Origin of the sequence: Microcoleus sp. D3_18a_C4 (assembly GCF_036702415.1) — a bacterium.
Lineage (GTDB): Bacteria > Cyanobacteriota > Cyanobacteriia > Cyanobacteriales > Microcoleaceae > Microcoleus.
Genome location: NZ_JAUBTI010000063.1, coordinates 25,950 through 41,410 on the forward strand (window position 1 = coordinate 25,950; position 15,461 = coordinate 41,410).

General features: G+C 42.2%; 13 protein-coding genes. 5 read left to right on the forward strand and 8 right to left on the reverse strand.

Going from position 1 to position 15,461, the window contains the following annotated elements:
* The 6 genes from QUB16_RS22730 to QUB16_RS22755 form a co-directional block, all read right to left on the reverse strand.
* A complete protein-coding gene (locus QUB16_RS22730) occupies nt 1–3,948 on the reverse strand; it encodes a hypothetical protein (protein WP_333319615.1) in 3,948 nt (1,315 codons plus the stop codon).
* A gap of 35 nt (nt 3,949–3,983) precedes the next feature.
* Nucleotides 3,984–4,370: a hypothetical protein gene (locus QUB16_RS22735; protein ID WP_333319618.1), complete on the reverse strand. Its 387-nt coding sequence runs from the start codon at nt 4,368–4,370 to the stop codon at nt 3,984–3,986.
* Nucleotides 4,371–4,524: 154 nt separating this feature from the next.
* The gene (locus tag QUB16_RS22740; protein WP_333319621.1) at nt 4,525–4,863 is read right to left on the reverse strand and encodes a hypothetical protein; all 339 of its coding nucleotides are present in this window, start codon (nt 4,861–4,863) and stop codon (nt 4,525–4,527) included.
* A 16-nt stretch (nt 4,864–4,879) separates the two neighbouring features.
* Complete coding sequence (locus QUB16_RS22745; protein ID WP_333055817.1) at nt 4,880–5,233, reverse strand: DUF5615 family PIN-like protein; 354 nt, start codon at nt 5,231–5,233, stop codon at nt 4,880–4,882.
* 6 nt (nt 5,234–5,239) lie between these two features.
* On the reverse strand, nt 5,240–5,572 hold the full coding sequence (locus QUB16_RS22750) for a DUF433 domain-containing protein (RefSeq protein WP_333055818.1): 333 nt from the start codon (nt 5,570–5,572) through the stop codon (nt 5,240–5,242).
* 608 nt (nt 5,573–6,180) lie between these two features.
* Nucleotides 6,181–7,083: an undecaprenyl-diphosphate phosphatase gene (locus tag QUB16_RS22755; RefSeq protein ID WP_333319624.1), complete on the reverse strand. Its 903-nt coding sequence runs from the start codon at nt 7,081–7,083 to the stop codon at nt 6,181–6,183.
* Nucleotides 7,084–7,405: 322 nt separating this feature from the next.
* Here QUB16_RS22755 and QUB16_RS22760 point away from each other — a divergent pair, with 322 nt between their 5' ends.
* On the forward strand, nt 7,406–8,017 hold the full coding sequence (locus tag QUB16_RS22760) for a thylakoid membrane photosystem I accumulation factor (RefSeq protein WP_333319627.1): 612 nt from the start codon (nt 7,406–7,408) through the stop codon (nt 8,015–8,017).
* Nucleotides 8,018–8,550: 533 nt separating this feature from the next.
* Complete coding sequence (locus QUB16_RS22765) at nt 8,551–9,612, forward strand: mannose-1-phosphate guanylyltransferase (RefSeq protein WP_333319630.1); 1,062 nt, start codon at nt 8,551–8,553, stop codon at nt 9,610–9,612.
* A 94-nt stretch (nt 9,613–9,706) separates the two neighbouring features.
* On the opposite strand, the gene QUB16_RS22770 is transcribed toward QUB16_RS22765, so the two are convergent.
* Nucleotides 9,707–10,516, reverse strand: a complete 810-nt coding sequence (locus tag QUB16_RS22770; RefSeq protein WP_333144090.1) for a hypothetical protein — start codon at nt 10,514–10,516, stop codon at nt 9,707–9,709.
* 94 nt (nt 10,517–10,610) lie between these two features.
* Nucleotides 10,611–11,195, reverse strand: a complete 585-nt coding sequence (locus QUB16_RS22775) for a Uma2 family endonuclease (RefSeq protein WP_333319633.1) — start codon at nt 11,193–11,195, stop codon at nt 10,611–10,613.
* A 301-nt stretch (nt 11,196–11,496) separates the two neighbouring features.
* Here QUB16_RS22775 and QUB16_RS22780 point away from each other — a divergent pair, with 301 nt between their 5' ends.
* The 3 genes from QUB16_RS22780 (at nt 11,497) to uvsE (ending at nt 15,256) form a co-directional block, all read left to right on the forward strand.
* Nucleotides 11,497–13,149, forward strand: a complete 1,653-nt coding sequence (locus QUB16_RS22780) for an AarF/ABC1/UbiB kinase family protein (RefSeq protein ID WP_333319635.1) — start codon at nt 11,497–11,499, stop codon at nt 13,147–13,149.
* A gap of 259 nt (nt 13,150–13,408) precedes the next feature.
* Nucleotides 13,409–13,615 (forward strand): hypothetical protein, encoded by a 207-nt coding sequence (locus tag QUB16_RS22785; protein WP_172190898.1) that lies wholly within the window; start codon nt 13,409–13,411, stop codon nt 13,613–13,615.
* A gap of 696 nt (nt 13,616–14,311) precedes the next feature.
* Nucleotides 14,312–15,256 carry a UV DNA damage repair endonuclease UvsE gene (gene uvsE / locus QUB16_RS22790; RefSeq protein WP_333319638.1) on the forward strand — a complete coding sequence of 315 codons (945 nt, stop codon included), beginning with the start codon at nt 14,312–14,314 and terminating at the stop codon, nt 15,254–15,256.
* Nucleotides 15,257–15,461 lie beyond the last annotated feature (205 nt).

The window sequence follows — 15,461 nt, forward strand, 5'->3', positions numbered from 1 at the left end:
TTATTTCTCAGTTGTGAATAAAAACTCTTGGAGAATATTGGATGCAACCGGACAATTACGAGCGTCACAGTAAATCAAATTTCCCGAAAATAGCGTTGGTGAGTATTGGTGATTTTTTTCTTGGTTTGCGTGCAAATTTAGAAGCAATCCTTTCACACCTTTAAATTCTGGATAATCTGAAACAATTGCATTCAGCTTGTTTTGGGTTTTTTCCAGCGTTTGATTGGAAAGGCGATTTCCTGAAGCTCTACTCCATGCTTTAACATCTATACAAAATAGTCTGTTGTCTTTGATATAGTAAAGATCGAACCGCTCATACAGCTTACAATATTTTTTGAAATCTAGCAATGGCTCAAAACCATATAGGGTTTTGATAGCTTTCCAGTCTTGTCCTTTGAAAATTACATATTTAATCCAACGCTCCACAAAATTTTCTGTTAGTGATGGATACAAAACATCATAAAAGAAACGCGGACGCGGAATATAAGTATTAAAAATTTCTGGTTGTGGAATCAAGTCATTGTATAGTCTGTAAATTCGATCGGTAGAAGGATCTAGCAATCCAAGTTCATTACCTTCCAAGTCATAACCCCGAGCATTTATTTTGAGATATTCAGGATATAACTGCTTTTGATAAGGATAGATTTTTTCCCCATTGATGCTATCGCTGATAACCTGGAACTTTTTGCCATCTTCCTCTTCTGACGCTAAATAAGGTATAAACTCAGCTTGTTCTAGGTTTTGATAGAAGAGTGATTCAATAAAATCAGCAGGAAATAGCTTTAAATCTTGTAACTTTTTTAGATACTTATCTGGGTTTTGGAAAACAACTGGATCGCGGACAGCATCCCATGCTTTTGTAATATCCAATGTATTTTTGCGATCGTGAAACTTATCGATTTCTTCTAACATTGTTTGTCTGAATTTTTGAAAAGCTCGATCGGCCTCAATCTCATCACAGACATGAGCTTCATAATTATTAATCGAGCGCTTCTTTTCTTCTTCTCGCAGGCTTAGATAAACTTGGTGGTTGTTTGCAGATAATTTGCGAATTTCATTAGGTTCCGAGCGTTCTAAGTATCCGTAAAAATTTAGTAAATTTTGTCTAGTTTCTTCATTGATGAAGATTTTTACAACCTGATTCGGAAAATCCCGTCGCTCCGATCTACCTATCGCTTGTAAAACTCCTTTTCCTAATAAAATTTGATGTTGCCGCTCTCTAAATTCCGCCGCTTCAGGTTGGCTCAGGTATTTGTTAAAATCTTTAATCTCAAAAGTAGAGTTTCCCAACTTTACAATACTTTTCATTAACGCAAAATGGTAAAGTGTAGTAGATTTTTCAGAATCTGTTGATTTTTTGAGTGGTGGTTTCATTACAGTATAGTAACTGTCCATTAACAAAGCTAAAGAGTCAAAATCTTTTTCCTCACCGCTTGTTTTTTTGATAATGGGGTTTAATCCTTTTGAAGCTGACTGATAAGCTGATATAAAGAAAATTTTCTGCCCTTCTACTTCAACAAGCTCATCTAAGTATGTTTTCTGCTTTGCTTTATCCTCGTAAAGACTATTGAAGGAGGCATCGTATAATATGAGATTAATCCGAATATTACTCTGATATTTTGGATGCTTTACTTGTACGCTATATATGTTTGGATGTTCGGGCGATCGCTTGAATACAAAGTTACCATTCTTAACTATTTCACAATAATGTATCAACTGTTTAATCCAGCTTAGGGTTTGAGTAAAAGCAATTGTTTCTTGAATGGAGTCATCTTCAAAAAGATAAAACAATAATCGAATAAAATTTTGCAATTCTTGTGTTTTGTAAATACTAAACCAAGTACCATCATTCTTTAAAGAATCGATAAAACATTTTAATACTTTTTTTTCAAAGTTTTCTACAACTTGTTTAGTTTGTTGGTTGGGAAAGGATGATACATCTTTGTTGAAAAAATTTACTGTAATCTGTCGCTGCGCCTGACGATGAGCTCTGATTTCTTCACAAAGCAATATTTCTTCTTCTATCATTGTATTGAATGAACTTTTCCCAGACCGATCGCGCAAAGTATCTTCTAAATAACTCTGGTCGTAGCTTGTGCTTAAATCTCCAAAAATACCCCCCGTTGCGGAAATCATAAAAATCACATTACTGCGATTATTTAGCATTGACTTGATCTTGAATTCAGGCGAAGTAAATATGGCTGTACTGCCAATAGAAACTTCTCTAAGTGCGGGTTCGATTAGGTTATTTTTATAACTTTGATAGCGCGAAATTTCTTTGATATTTACGATCGATTTATAGCTTTCATAGACATAGGCACGGTTTAAGTATTTTAGCGGTTGATTTTGTGGGGTACTCTCTTCACTTGCCTTTTGAAATTTAGCTATCTGTTTCGACCAAATATCTAAAGAACGGGATTGGGAATCCTCAGCATCTAGGACATTAGCTAGAAGTTCTTTGATGGTTTTAATTTGCAATCGAACTGCTAGAATGGCATAAATTAATTCTGCCACAGAGGTATTGTCTGAAACTTTTTCTTCAGTTATGTGGACATGACCGCTGGCAGCTCTGGTTAAAAATAGTTGTTTGAGAGGTTCAATATTATAAATGTATATATTATTATATGAAAAAATATTCATCATATCGTTGCCAATCTTGTTGTAAAGTTCTTGAGGAATCAGCAAACTTCTGTTATTCTCGAATCTTGAAAAAACTCTGGATAACATCTCAAAATCCAATTGGATAAGATTCTCTCGATCGCAGTCGTTTAGAATCTCGAAGATTTCATTGAGGGATTTTTCGAGGATTTTTTTTATTTTTACAATTTGTTGCAAAAAATTGATAGAGTTCCCTTCCTCGGCGGTCAATCTTTGATATGTAGCGGCAAATTCTTGCAGATTATTTTCAAGAGATTTACCCTTTTCAAAATGTTCTTGAAATTCATTAAAAGCACCCTTGTTATTCTCGATAAAATTTAGAAAATCTCTGTTGTCCTTGCTTTGTTTAGAAAATAGAAGAGAAAATTCTCTATTTATAGATGAGAGTGCATTATTGATAGCTAGTGCTTTAGGAGAGATGATGTCAATCTTTTCCTCTAACATAATTTGATAGCCATCTTCCTGTTCATCAAAGGCACAAATAAACTTTCTGGAGTTGTTTGTGTCCTGAATAACGTATTCATCGAGATCGCTGCTTTTCTTGATCCATGTTTCACCATTATGTCTAAAGTACGAAATAGCTGTTTCAAATTTGTTATACGTGAGCATCAATATGCCCGATTTTTCGCGCAGGAGATGAAGAGGAAAGAATATTTCCATTAGCTTGAAACATTCGTTCAACCAGCTATTTTCATTGGGCTTACATTTGACAAGAAATTCTAAAAAATTTTCAATAAGTTTGTCCAATTCTTGTTCCGCTTTTGCGATCTGGTCTTCGTTAACTTTATTGTCGCCAAAGTCGGTTTTCTTTACATATTCAAGGCGGTTAATTACACCTGTTGCTGTTTTGAGATTTTCTCTAGCTGCCTCGACTTTTCCCCGAGCATATTCTTTGTCGCTAATCTTCCAAAAACTTTTATCGTTTAGGATCGAAGGTATCCATTTTTTGTACAATTTAATATACTCGTCCGTCGTTTTCATTTTTAATGAATTTATTTTGTAGACGGGAATATTTGGATATTGACTTGCGACAGAATCGGGCACCAATAGGTGCTCTCTTAATGGGGCCACATATATACCAATTACCTGAATAGTTTGACGGTCTTCAATCGTTTTATATATGGCTTGAAACAATTGGTGAGTTTTTCCCGATCCCGTACCATAATTTATGAGTTTGAGGTGGGAACGGTTTTCCCGAAAACTATCTTCAATAGTTGTCAGGTAGGAATTAATAATTTGGGAACGAGATGATGCTAACTGCTGATGAAGAAAGTCTGTTTGCTTGTCCATGACCTGCTATCACCTTATTTAGGGTAAATACATAATCACCGAATTTTACCACAGTTGACTACAAATGAGTAGAATTTGAGTGAAGTTTTATCATACTTGCGTTCGATCGATCGATGCTGGATCGGGTTCGGATGAACTTTGAAATTGCCAGTTGACAGGTTGCCCATCAAAGCGACCCCGATCGCCCCCGGTAATAAACTACTCGCCCACATTAAACCCGGTTGTTTGCGGCGGTATCGATCGGCTTGTCCTCGTTCTAGGATATAGAGATTAGTGACGGGCGTATCTTCTATTACCACTCGAAATCCAGGGGGAAAAGTTGTCATCTCCATTTCACCCGCGATCGCCTGTAAAATCTCGCGGGATAATATGCCTAATTCGGTACTCTCTTCGAGCCAGTTAACTAATGTTTCGGTAGACATCGCTTAGCGTCGGCGAAAGCCGAATCGTGGTGGTTGGTGTAGGATATATATTTTTGTGCTACATCAATATTAACTGCTGGGAACGACTAGCATTTTGAGTTTGAGTGTGGTGTTAATTTTATGTCTTCAGCATAGCCGATCGATACTCCCCGCTCTAATATATTTTTTCTGCACGTCCTCCTGCAATCTGCACATTAAAAGTGATTCCCGATCGCTGAGGCTGCCATCCGAGTCGCACCGCTTGCCGTATCCATTGTGCTACATCAGAGGGTGTTACTGGTTTCCCTTCGTTAATATCCACCAAACATTGAGGATGAGGTCGATCGGTGAGGATAACTAACACCGAACCCTGTTTTTCAGCGTGTTCGACACCAACATGAATATTTCCGCCAGCGTAGCATGATTGCGTATAAGTAGCTTGTCTTCGGATTAGCCAGATGAAAGGTTCCCCATCAACAATTATTTTTCTGGTTCCTTTTTTCGGTATTGACATAGTTTGCTTAAACTCGTTAGCGTAAAGGTAAAAATCGCACTTGTCCTTCCCATTCTCCTTCCAGACTGCACTCAGCTATTAGCAAAATTTCCTCGATCGCCAAACCTACAGAAACACGGCGGCTGACTTCAAATAACCCTGGCATCGCAAGACCTGCTTGCATTCGTTCGTAGGCAAAGTTTGTCATAGTTGCTACATCGTGAGTTAGTACCACGCGCCCTTGCTGCGCGGCCCATTCTAAAACAGTTGGGTCGTCTGCTTCGATCAAGCCCATATCTTGAACGCGGACAATATCAACGTCGGGATTTCGCCGCAGAATACCTCGAACAATCTGATTGTTAAAGTTCTCGTCTGCCAATAATCGCAGCATATAACACTACCCTTTTTGGTTGCGCCTGGCTAATAAGCGATCGCGTATTCCAACTGGGTTAAAACGCCTTTCTGCTTCCTGCTGAACTTCTGTGGCAAGACGTTGACGTTCCATCAGATAAGCGTCAACTTCGGATTGGTGTCGCAAGTAGTAGCCGATCGCAAAATAAATATCGGAAAGTTGAAGAGACGGGTACTGTTCCCGGATTTCTTCTGCTGTGCCTCCTTCAAGAAAAGCTGTAATGACTGTATCTAGGGTAATTCGGGTTTGGCTAACCCGGATAACACCGTTTGCATCAGCCACAAGCGGAATTGGTTCAGCCGTAGGAACAAATAGCATTTTAAGATTGATGGCAGTATTAGTTTTCTCTTTTCAGCATAGCAGTCTCCTAGGCTCGATCGCCTTTAGAATCAGAATAAGTTCTGGGTTGTGAATTTAGCTTGGCTGTGAGAGGATGTATCAAAAATATGTATTTATGAAACTCAAAATTTTGACGGGGTTCCTGACAGGCTTAGTTGTTTCTGCCAGCACAACAGCGCTCTTTTGTCAACCCAGCCTTGCGGCAAATAATCCCTTTTTTTGCGAGACTATTCCATATATTAGCACTGGGATTCTGAACGGAGAACCTGTTTTAAATCTGATACTATTGTTCCCACAATTCCGGGAGAGATAAAGAAGGGGATCGCTACACCAATGCTAGCAGCAGGAACCAGCCTAATTAGCGCTAATTGTGCATTTTCTACCTCGCTATATTCGAGCCTTCTACATCCTTCACGGCGACGCTCACTTTGAGTTAACAGCTAACAGCTTGTCAGCTATTAATAAGCTTTTTATGAACGGGCTCTCCGGCCCGTTCCACAAGAAAATTTACTCTTTGTGGAACAGGCATCTTGCCTGTTCTTGTTTTGTGGAACAGGCAAGATGCCTGTCCTTGTAATTATAACAACCTACGCATTTTTCACTGCCCCACCTGCGATCGCCGTTAAAATGGCTACGCCAAAAGCCAGCCGATACCACACAAATATCCAGGTATTTTGAGTTTGCAGGAACTTCATCAGCCACGCGATCGACAAATAAGAAAACACAAATGCCGAAATCGTTCCCACTATCAAAGCTGCAACTCCAGCATCGCCGATTCCTTCTCCTAAAGCACCCTTCAATTCCACTAATCCAGCCAGAGTAATTGCCGGAATTCCCAATAAAAAAGAAAACCGCGCGGCGGCGGGTCTTTCCAATCCTATAAACAATCCTGCTGTTAGAGTGGAACCCGATCGCGAACACCCCGGAATCAATGCAATTGCTTGAGCTAATCCCATCAAAATACCATCTTGAACAGTTAACTTTTCATAAGTGCGATTGCGCTTGCCAATTTTTTCTGCTATTGCTAACAGGAGCGACATGACGATCGAAGCAATGGCGATGCTGGTCAAACTCCTGAGTGGCGACTTGTCAAAATCGGGAACCAATGCCTTGATTAGCAGCCCAAAAAAGACTATAGGTATTGTTCCCAAAACAAGCCCCAGGGCCATTTGAAACTCATGCGATTTGTAGTCGCGCCGCACCACTGCATCTACAGCACCAACAGTTATATTTGTCAAGTCTTTCCAGAAATACCAAAGCACTGCCACAATACTGCCCAACTGAATAACAGCAGTATAAGCAACCCCCGGATCGCCCCATCCCAGGGCGATCGGCACTACCTTTAAATGAGCGCTGCTGCTGATGGGCAAAAACTCGGTTAATCCTTGTACAATTCCTAAAATAATCGCCTGCACCAGATTGATTTGAGCCGGCCCGGAAACATCAGCAGCCGGCGTTTGGGCGACGAGTGCATCAAGCAAAGCTATCATTAGTTGTAAATTCCCAGTTGTCAGTTTCTAGTAATCAGTTGAATTTAATATCTTGCACCCTTCTGGGAAGCTAGAAGCCCACCCCACCACAAATAAATTTTATTGTGGCGCGGACTGTTCCAGTCCGCCCCTGAAAAGCCGATCGCAAATAGTGATCTTCGGTCTGTAGAATCGCCTTGTCGATCGCCACTATCAGCAATTTACGATCGTCGAGCCGAAACTACTTTAACCTACTCAACAACATTTGCCTACATTTTCCTGATAAACTTAGGAAAGTTTTTGCATCTGATTTCGCTTTCGTTACAGCAACTGCCAACAACCTATGATATTTCCTGAGAAAAAAAATTCAATTGTTACTGCTGCTTCTGGCATCCGCTGGCTGAGGCGAATCTTGTCAGCCAGTCTTGTAACAGTGGCGATCGCACTTAGCTTAATACTGCTAAGCGGCACTGCGCCAGCCTTCGCAACTCTCACAGACGATCGCTTTGACGGTACAATCTTTGCCCTCTACGCCGGCAACGGTTCCCTAGTTCCTCCTAAAGTCAAGATCACAGATTCTTTCAAACGCAATAAACCCGTATTGTTAGTGTTTTACACTGACGACAGCAGCGACTCCAAGCAATACGCGATCGTCGTCTCTCAACTCCAGGAATTTTACGGTCGCGAAGCCGATTTTATGCCCATAACAGTTGACTCTTTGCCTCCACAACCGTCACCCGAAATCACCGAACCAAGCCATTATTACGAAGGTTTCGTACCTCAAACAGTCATCCTAGACCAATCGGGAAAAGTAGTTTTTAATGAGAAAGGACAAATACCATTTGAACAGGTAGATGATGCTTTTCGGAAAGTATTTGACTTGCTGCCCAGAGAAAAATCAATCCCTCTCAAACGCCGTGTCGTAAACGAACTCAATATCGAATTGTCGAAGTAATAGGTAATAGGTAATGGCTAATTGCTAGTCGCTATAGCAATTTTCAATGATTCCTTAACCAGAGTTTTTCTGTCTTATATTGAATAAGGTACGCTGTGGCGCACCTTACATTGCTCGTGATACTAATTGGATTGAAAAAGTGACAGGCAGAAGATAGAAGGTAGAAGTGAACAAACCTGACGGTCAACTGAGTACAGTTAGACCGCAGGCTTCTTTTTCCTTTTTTTTCTCATGCTTTTTATAGTGAGGTAGTTCCACCCCCACTTGCTAATATAGTATCAGAGTATTTCCAGAGCATCAAGGGGTATAAAAGAATAATTGTCGCTTTGGGTACCTACACCCGACGCTTCTTTCCATCCCAAGGAGTAATTTATTCGGGGTACGGGGCGCAGCGCTCTGATTAATCCCCTCTAAATATACCGAGGGACTTCCCGGCTGGTAGTTAAAAATTAAGCTAGGGGTAAGGACACGGCATTGCCGTGTCCCTACCGGTATCAAGGCAAAATAGATGTGAACAGTTTAAACTTTAAACAATGAGTAGAACCTTAATTCCTGTGATTCTGGCCGGCGGTAAAGGCGAACGTTTCTGGCCACTAAGTCGCAAACAGCGGCCCAAGCAGTTTTTGAGTCTCGACGGTAGCGGCAAGAGTTTGCTGCAGGCTACTGCGGAAAGACTTTTGGAATTAGGTAACGGTTGGGACGATTTGTGGGTGGTAACGTCGGAAATGTTGGCTGCGGGGGTTCGCGAACAGTTGCCGCTGTTACCGCCGGAGAATTTGCTGGCGGAACCGGAGGGTCGGGATACTGCGCCGGCGGTGGCCTGGACTGCTATAGAAACGGAGAAGCGTTACGGTGAGGATGCGGTTGTTGGTTTTTTCCCGGCGGATCACTGGATTGGGGAACCACAGGAGTTTATCAAGACTTTGGAGGCGGCGGCCCAGTTGGCGAAAAATCAGGATGCGATCGCCACTTTGGGAGTAAAACCGAGTTATGCTTCCACTGGTTACGGCTACATCGAACAAGGCGAGGAAATTGGCAGTTTTGGGGGTTTTCCGGCCTATCGGGTGGCGAGGTTTACGGAAAAGCCCGATCGTACCACTGCGGAAGAATTTGTAGCCAGCGGCAAGTTTAGTTGGAACGGGGGAATTTTTGTATTTCGAGTCGGAACGGTCTTGACAGAATTGCGAAATCATGTACCGGAAATGATGGCAGCTTTGGAAGCAAAAGGCGCGCAGGCGTACTCGGAATTACCCAAAATTAGCATTGATTACGCGCTGATGGAGAAGACGCAAAAGGCCTGTGTTCTGCCCGTAGGCTTTAGCTGGGACGATTTGGGAGATTGGAATGCGATCGGTCGTTTGCTGCAAGGAGATAAGCCGAATGTGGAGTTAGCAAAACACGTCGGCATTGATACGAAAGGCGGCATTTTTTATGCAGCCGATCAGAATGAAGTCATTGTCACCATTGGTTTAGAAGATGTCGTAGTTGTCAGAGATGGCAATGTGACTTTGATTGTGAAAAAGGACAGGACGCAGGAGATTAAACAGGTAATTAAAGTGTTGGGAGAAGATGATAAATTGAAAGATTTGTTGTGATGTAAGTACGCCACAGATTGGGCAGGCGAATACAAAGGATTAATTACTCTTTATCCAGACTTTCGTTTCTTAATCTGTGTCGTACTTTACTATTCTACTTTTGTTGTTCGCACTTCCACTGAAGCCATTGTTTTACCAGATTCCTAATTAAAGCCTCTGCTTCTGATTCTGACATAGGTTCTTTTGGTGGATCGTTCTGATCGACGCCGTGCCGTGCATCATCACCAATTGCGCTTTGACTATTAGCAGTATGCTTGAATTGCCTAATCTTATCTTTAGTTATCCACTGTTCAATCCTATCTATCTTATTTTTTTTTCCAGCATCTTTCTTGACAATTTCATAAACTTTGTAAAGATTAATCCAGTTACGATCAAACTCCCTAAATAGTCTAAAAACATTTTCAACTATCTCGTCTTCTTCTGCCAGCTTCCTCCAGGAGTCAAACCCTAAAATAGGGATTCTATCTTGACCGCCTTCTAGTTTGATATAAACACGAGTTAGAGGATCTCTGACTAAAAGCTCAACTCGGTTATGACGCTTACCTTCTTCGTCAACTTCGCGGATGTTATCAGGCTTAAAAAGTGGAAACTCTGTAAAATGAATCCTTGCAACAGCAGTTATATATTGAAGAAGTTTAGTAGCTTCACAAAGTACATCATACGTATTTGTTAGTGATTCCCAGTGCGAAGAAGTTAGGTAATATTTACTAATCTCTTCTTGGATTAAGCTAAATTCATCTGATGAAGCCAGTAAGGAAGAAGTTAGGTAATCTTCTTTACTATTCTCTATGATTAAGCTAAATTCATCTGATGAAGCCAGCAAGTTCGACAAATTGTCAAGATTCGACTTTGTAACGCTAAAAATCTTAAATGGTTTGTTAACGGGTTTGTACATATATTCCATTAGAAAAACCTCCTAATCGTATCAGGAATAGTAAATATTACATCAACTGCACTCATATTTGTGACCCATGACTAAACAAATCAATTTACTTTACTTACATAATTTCTGCTAAATCCAACACAAAACCAGGTAGTACATCTTCCCCTGATAGAGTGCGAGGATTTTGGATAATTTCAACATCTTGACCGGGGCGATAAATTTCAACACGCTGATTTTGCCTGTCAATTAACCAACCCAATTTAGCACCGTTATCTATATATTCTTGCATTTTCTCTTGAAGTTTCTTCAAGGAATCAGTCCGAGAACGCAACTCAACAACAAAATCAGGACACAAAGGAGCAAAACTGTCTTTTTGTTCGGGTGTTAAAGCATCCCAGCGTTCTTTTTTGACCCAAGAGGCATCAGGAGAGCGATCGGCACCATTGGGGAGCCTAAAGCCTCCAGAAGAGTCGAAGGCAACTCCTAGATTATTTTGGCGGCTCCAGGCTCGAAGTTGATACGATAGATCCATATTGCGCTTGCTAGTTTCACTGCCTGTCGGTGGCATAATAATTAATTCCCCGGATGCTGTACGTTCAAATTGATAATCACGGTTGTTCTGACAAAGCTGAAAAAATTGCTCGTCAGTTAAGTTGATGGATAATTCGATCGAGGTCTGAGGAAATTGGATTGCAATCATGTCTCTTATACGGTTTTAAACACATTTAGACTCGGGTTATTTAATCACTTACTCATTCCAGTATTTGACACATTTTTTCAATTAAATAAATTTAATTATAAAAATATCATGTCTGCTTTAACTGTATATTACTATCAGGAGTAATGCCAAAGCCAAAAACCGATCGCCCCCCGCACCCCAAAATTCTCACGCGCATTCCCACCCTTTCGCCCAAGTTATTCCCCAAGACACTGGTCAGCCCGGTCAACAGCGCTATCCTAGTAGTTATATAGCCCTTAAACCCGATCGACCCGGAGGCCCCTTGTTTAGCCTAGTTCAAAACAATTCTCGCAAAGGAGAAATTCTAGAGGTCGTCTTCCGCAACGGTTGGGACTACATGAAAAGCCTCCTAACCGGCCGCAAAACCGACGCACCCAGTCTCCCAACTCCAGCAGTTCTCCGCAACATCCTCGTCCAATTAGGGCCAGTTTTTGTCAAATTAGGACAATTGCTGAGCACCCGTCCTGACCTTTTGCCGGCCAGCTATATCGAAACTCTCTCCACGCTACAAGCGGAAGTGCCGCCCGTACCGTGGTCGCAAGTAGAAGCAATCGTCCGCCAGGAACTCACACAATCTCTCGAAAATACCTTCGCCAAATTTAACACCGAAGCCATCGCCGCAGGTTCGATCGCCCAAACCCACAAAGCTACTTTAAAAGACGGCCGCGAAGTCGCCCTCAAAGTTCAGCGCCCCGGTATTGATATTGTCATCGAACAAGACATCGCCGTGCTCCGAGGTTTGGCAGAACTTGTCATGCTCACAGACTTCGGTCAACAATACGATATTGTGGCCCTAGCTGAAGAATTTGCGATCGCCCTGCGTGCAGAATTAGACTTCATTCAAGAAGCCAGCTACACAGACGAACTGCGCCGCAATTTATCTAAAAGTAAATGGTTTGACCCCACACAAGTTGTCTTACCAGAAATTAACTGGGAGTTGACCACAAAAAAACTCTTAGTAATGGAGTGGCTGAACGGAGTCCCGATTTTGTTAGGCGATTTGCAAGGAATTCGCCACAAAGGAGATATAAATGCCGAACGCGAAGATATTACAACGCTGCTTTGCCGCGTTTTCTTCCAGCAGTTATATATCGACGGCTTCTTTCACGCAGACCCGCATCCGGGAAATTTATTTTATCTCAAAGACGGCCGGATAGCTTTGCTCGACTGCGGCATGGTCGGCCGATTAGACCCGCGCACTCAGCAGAATTTGACAGAAATGTTGCTGGCCATTGTGGATTTAGACGCTCAGCGCTGCGCTCAATTAACATTGGAAATGGCAGAATTTGCTCAGCCTACAAGTTTAGTTAATCTAGAGAACGATTTAGCTCGAATGCTCCGCAAGTATTACAATGTGAGCTTGTCGCAAATGAACTTGTCGGAAATTTTTTATGAGGTGCTAGAAATCACCCGCAAAAATAAAATTCGGCTTCCCAGCAATCTCGGTTTGTATGCAAAAACTCTAGCTAATCTGGAAGGACTGGCGCGCTCTTTTAATCCCCGATTTAATATTGTAGAGCAGGTCAAACCGCTGATGACCGATATGTTTCGGCGTCAGTTATTCGGAGATGACCCGATACAAGCTTTGTTGAGAACTGCCCTGGATCTGAAAAGCTTGTCTTTGCAATCCCCGCGACAGGTGGAAGTGCTTTTAGACCGGGTTACTTCGGAAACTTTGAAGTGGAACTTGACACTAAAAGAACTCGATCCGCTGCGTCGCACTCTGGGGGATTCTGCGAACCGACTTTCTTTTAGTATTGTTGTGGGTTCGCTGATTATAGGGGCGGCAATTATTTCTTCTAACGCACAAAGTTCTCAGCTATCTTTTCTGAGCACTGGTTTGTTTGGGGCGGCGAGTTTTTTGGGTTTTTGGTTAATTATTAGCATTCTCAGGTCAGGGCGTTTGCGGAGTTGATTGAAAAGGGGAAATAGGGAAAATCATGAGATATAGCAATCCTTTCGGAAAACGCGCAACGGGCTTTTTTGTGAAGGAACCGCGAACACGCTATTGACGCGAATCTTGAGAAGAGAAGAGAAAGATTTCACAATTGATGGCAGCAGTGCTATAGCATACTCAACTGTTAAGCAACATCTCTGACTTAAGATAGGCGATCGCCCGCCGCAGCTAAGTCTAAGCTAGAAATTGTTCGATCGACCTAATTGAGGAAAAAAAGATGAGTAGCGGTCACGCCAGCCATAAAGGCTCTTCCACAAAACCCAATACCAACACTAACGGTCAAATTACATCCCCTGACGACCAACCCGCTGACCCGCTAAATCAAGAAACATCCGGTTATCCGTTCCATAACGAAGCAATGGAAAATCCTGTTGCCACCGCGCGGCCCGACGAAGAGGCTGAGTCTGGCGAAGAACAGCAATAGTTATCGGGAAATTGGGTTTAAAACCCCGTCCTTCTAGGACGGCTTGAATTTCTTAAACCAATTCCAAAAATTTAGAGAATTGCTGGTTTTTGTGGTTGACTATAAAAGTCAAGGTTAAACTCGCAACGCCCTCGTGAAACAGGTACTCAGACACACTTTTAGGCGTAAACCGGGGGACAAAGAGCGGCGAAAACTCTTAAAACAGCTAGGGGCTTAATACAGCCTCATAACCAGAAAAACAAACAATTCACTTTTTGTTAGGTAGGGTAGGGCATACCCGAACTCTAGGTCAATATCCTAGTACGCTTTTGGAGATAGACCCTAGGCGGGTGACAGCGAATCAGGCTCGTTAATTGGTAGGATTTCTACGGTTAAAAGGTCTGAGTATTGCCGCAAGGACGTAGCACTTAAAGGTCAGTCGCTGAATTAAGAATCCCCACACCTTTAGGTTGGGGAGTGTCAAATCGATTAAATTGTCATCGATATGCTATCTGCGGCGCGGTTGATTAGAGGTTTGATAAAAATTAGGTTTGTACTAATTACATCTTGCACCTGTCCCCAGAGTCCGCCAGCGAGTTCAATCTCTGGTGGACTATTTGGGCAGGTTCAGTAGTACCTCACAGCTTCAGAACAAAGGACTAAAGTCCTTACTACAAAACTATTTAACCTAAAATTTAACTTAGGAATTATTGATAAATGAGCGAGATTAACCAACTATTTCAAAAGGACAAATTGCCGGAATTGGGGTTAGTCTGCATTACAACATCCGATGCAGTGCGCTTTCGCACTGTCACCCGGAAGCGACTTTTACAGCTTTCGGAAACTGAACAAGAAACAGTATTGCGCGAGCTTTATACAGACAACTTAAAACGACTTGACAAAGCGATCGACTTCTGTTGCGTTAATCACATTAAGCTCTACCGCATGACTTCTGCACTGTTCCCTTTTGCAGATACACATTTGGGGGAAGCAGTGCTACACTCCATGACTGAGGAATTGCAAAAGACGGGCGATCGCGCTCTTTCTTTGGGCATCCGTTTGGTACTCCACCCGGATCAATTTGTTGTACTCAGTTCTGACAAGCCTGATGTCGTTAAAAACAGCATTAAAATTCTGGCAACTCATGCTTTAATTATGGATAAGTTGGGACAACCCCGATCGCCCCAGGCACTGATGAACATTCACGGCGGCAAGAGCGATCGCACTTCGCAACTCAAGTCTGTCATCCGCGATTTACCCGAATCAATTCGATCGCGCTTAACCTTTGAAAATGACGAATACGCTTACAGTTCCTCGGAAATTTTAGAAGTTTGTCTCGATACCGGCGTACCAATGGTTTTTGACGCCCACCACCACGTCATTCACGAACATTTAGAAACTTACGACGATCCCAGCGTCGCCGAAATGCTCGCAGCAGCCCGCACAACTTGGTCTGTTCCTGAATGGCAATTAGTGCATATATCGAATGGCAGAGAATTTTTTGCCGATCCGCGCCACAGCGATTTAATTACAGAAATGCCTAATTGCTATTATCAAGCTCCTTGGATTGAAGTAGAAGCTAAATTCAAAGAATTAGCTATTGACAAGTTGCGCGCCGAATGGTTGTCTGCGAATGTTCCACAATTTAGCAATGTCTCTTAGGGTGGGGTTTTACAAACCATCTTTGTTTAACACCAATCATCTCGAAAATTCACCCCCACCCAATGATAAATCGCAAGAACAGGCAAGATGCCTGTTCCACAAAGAATGAATTTTATTGTGGGGTGTCCCGCAAGAACAGGCAAGATGCCTGTTCCACAAAGAATGAATTTTATTGTGGGGTGTCCCGCAAGAACAGGCAAGATGC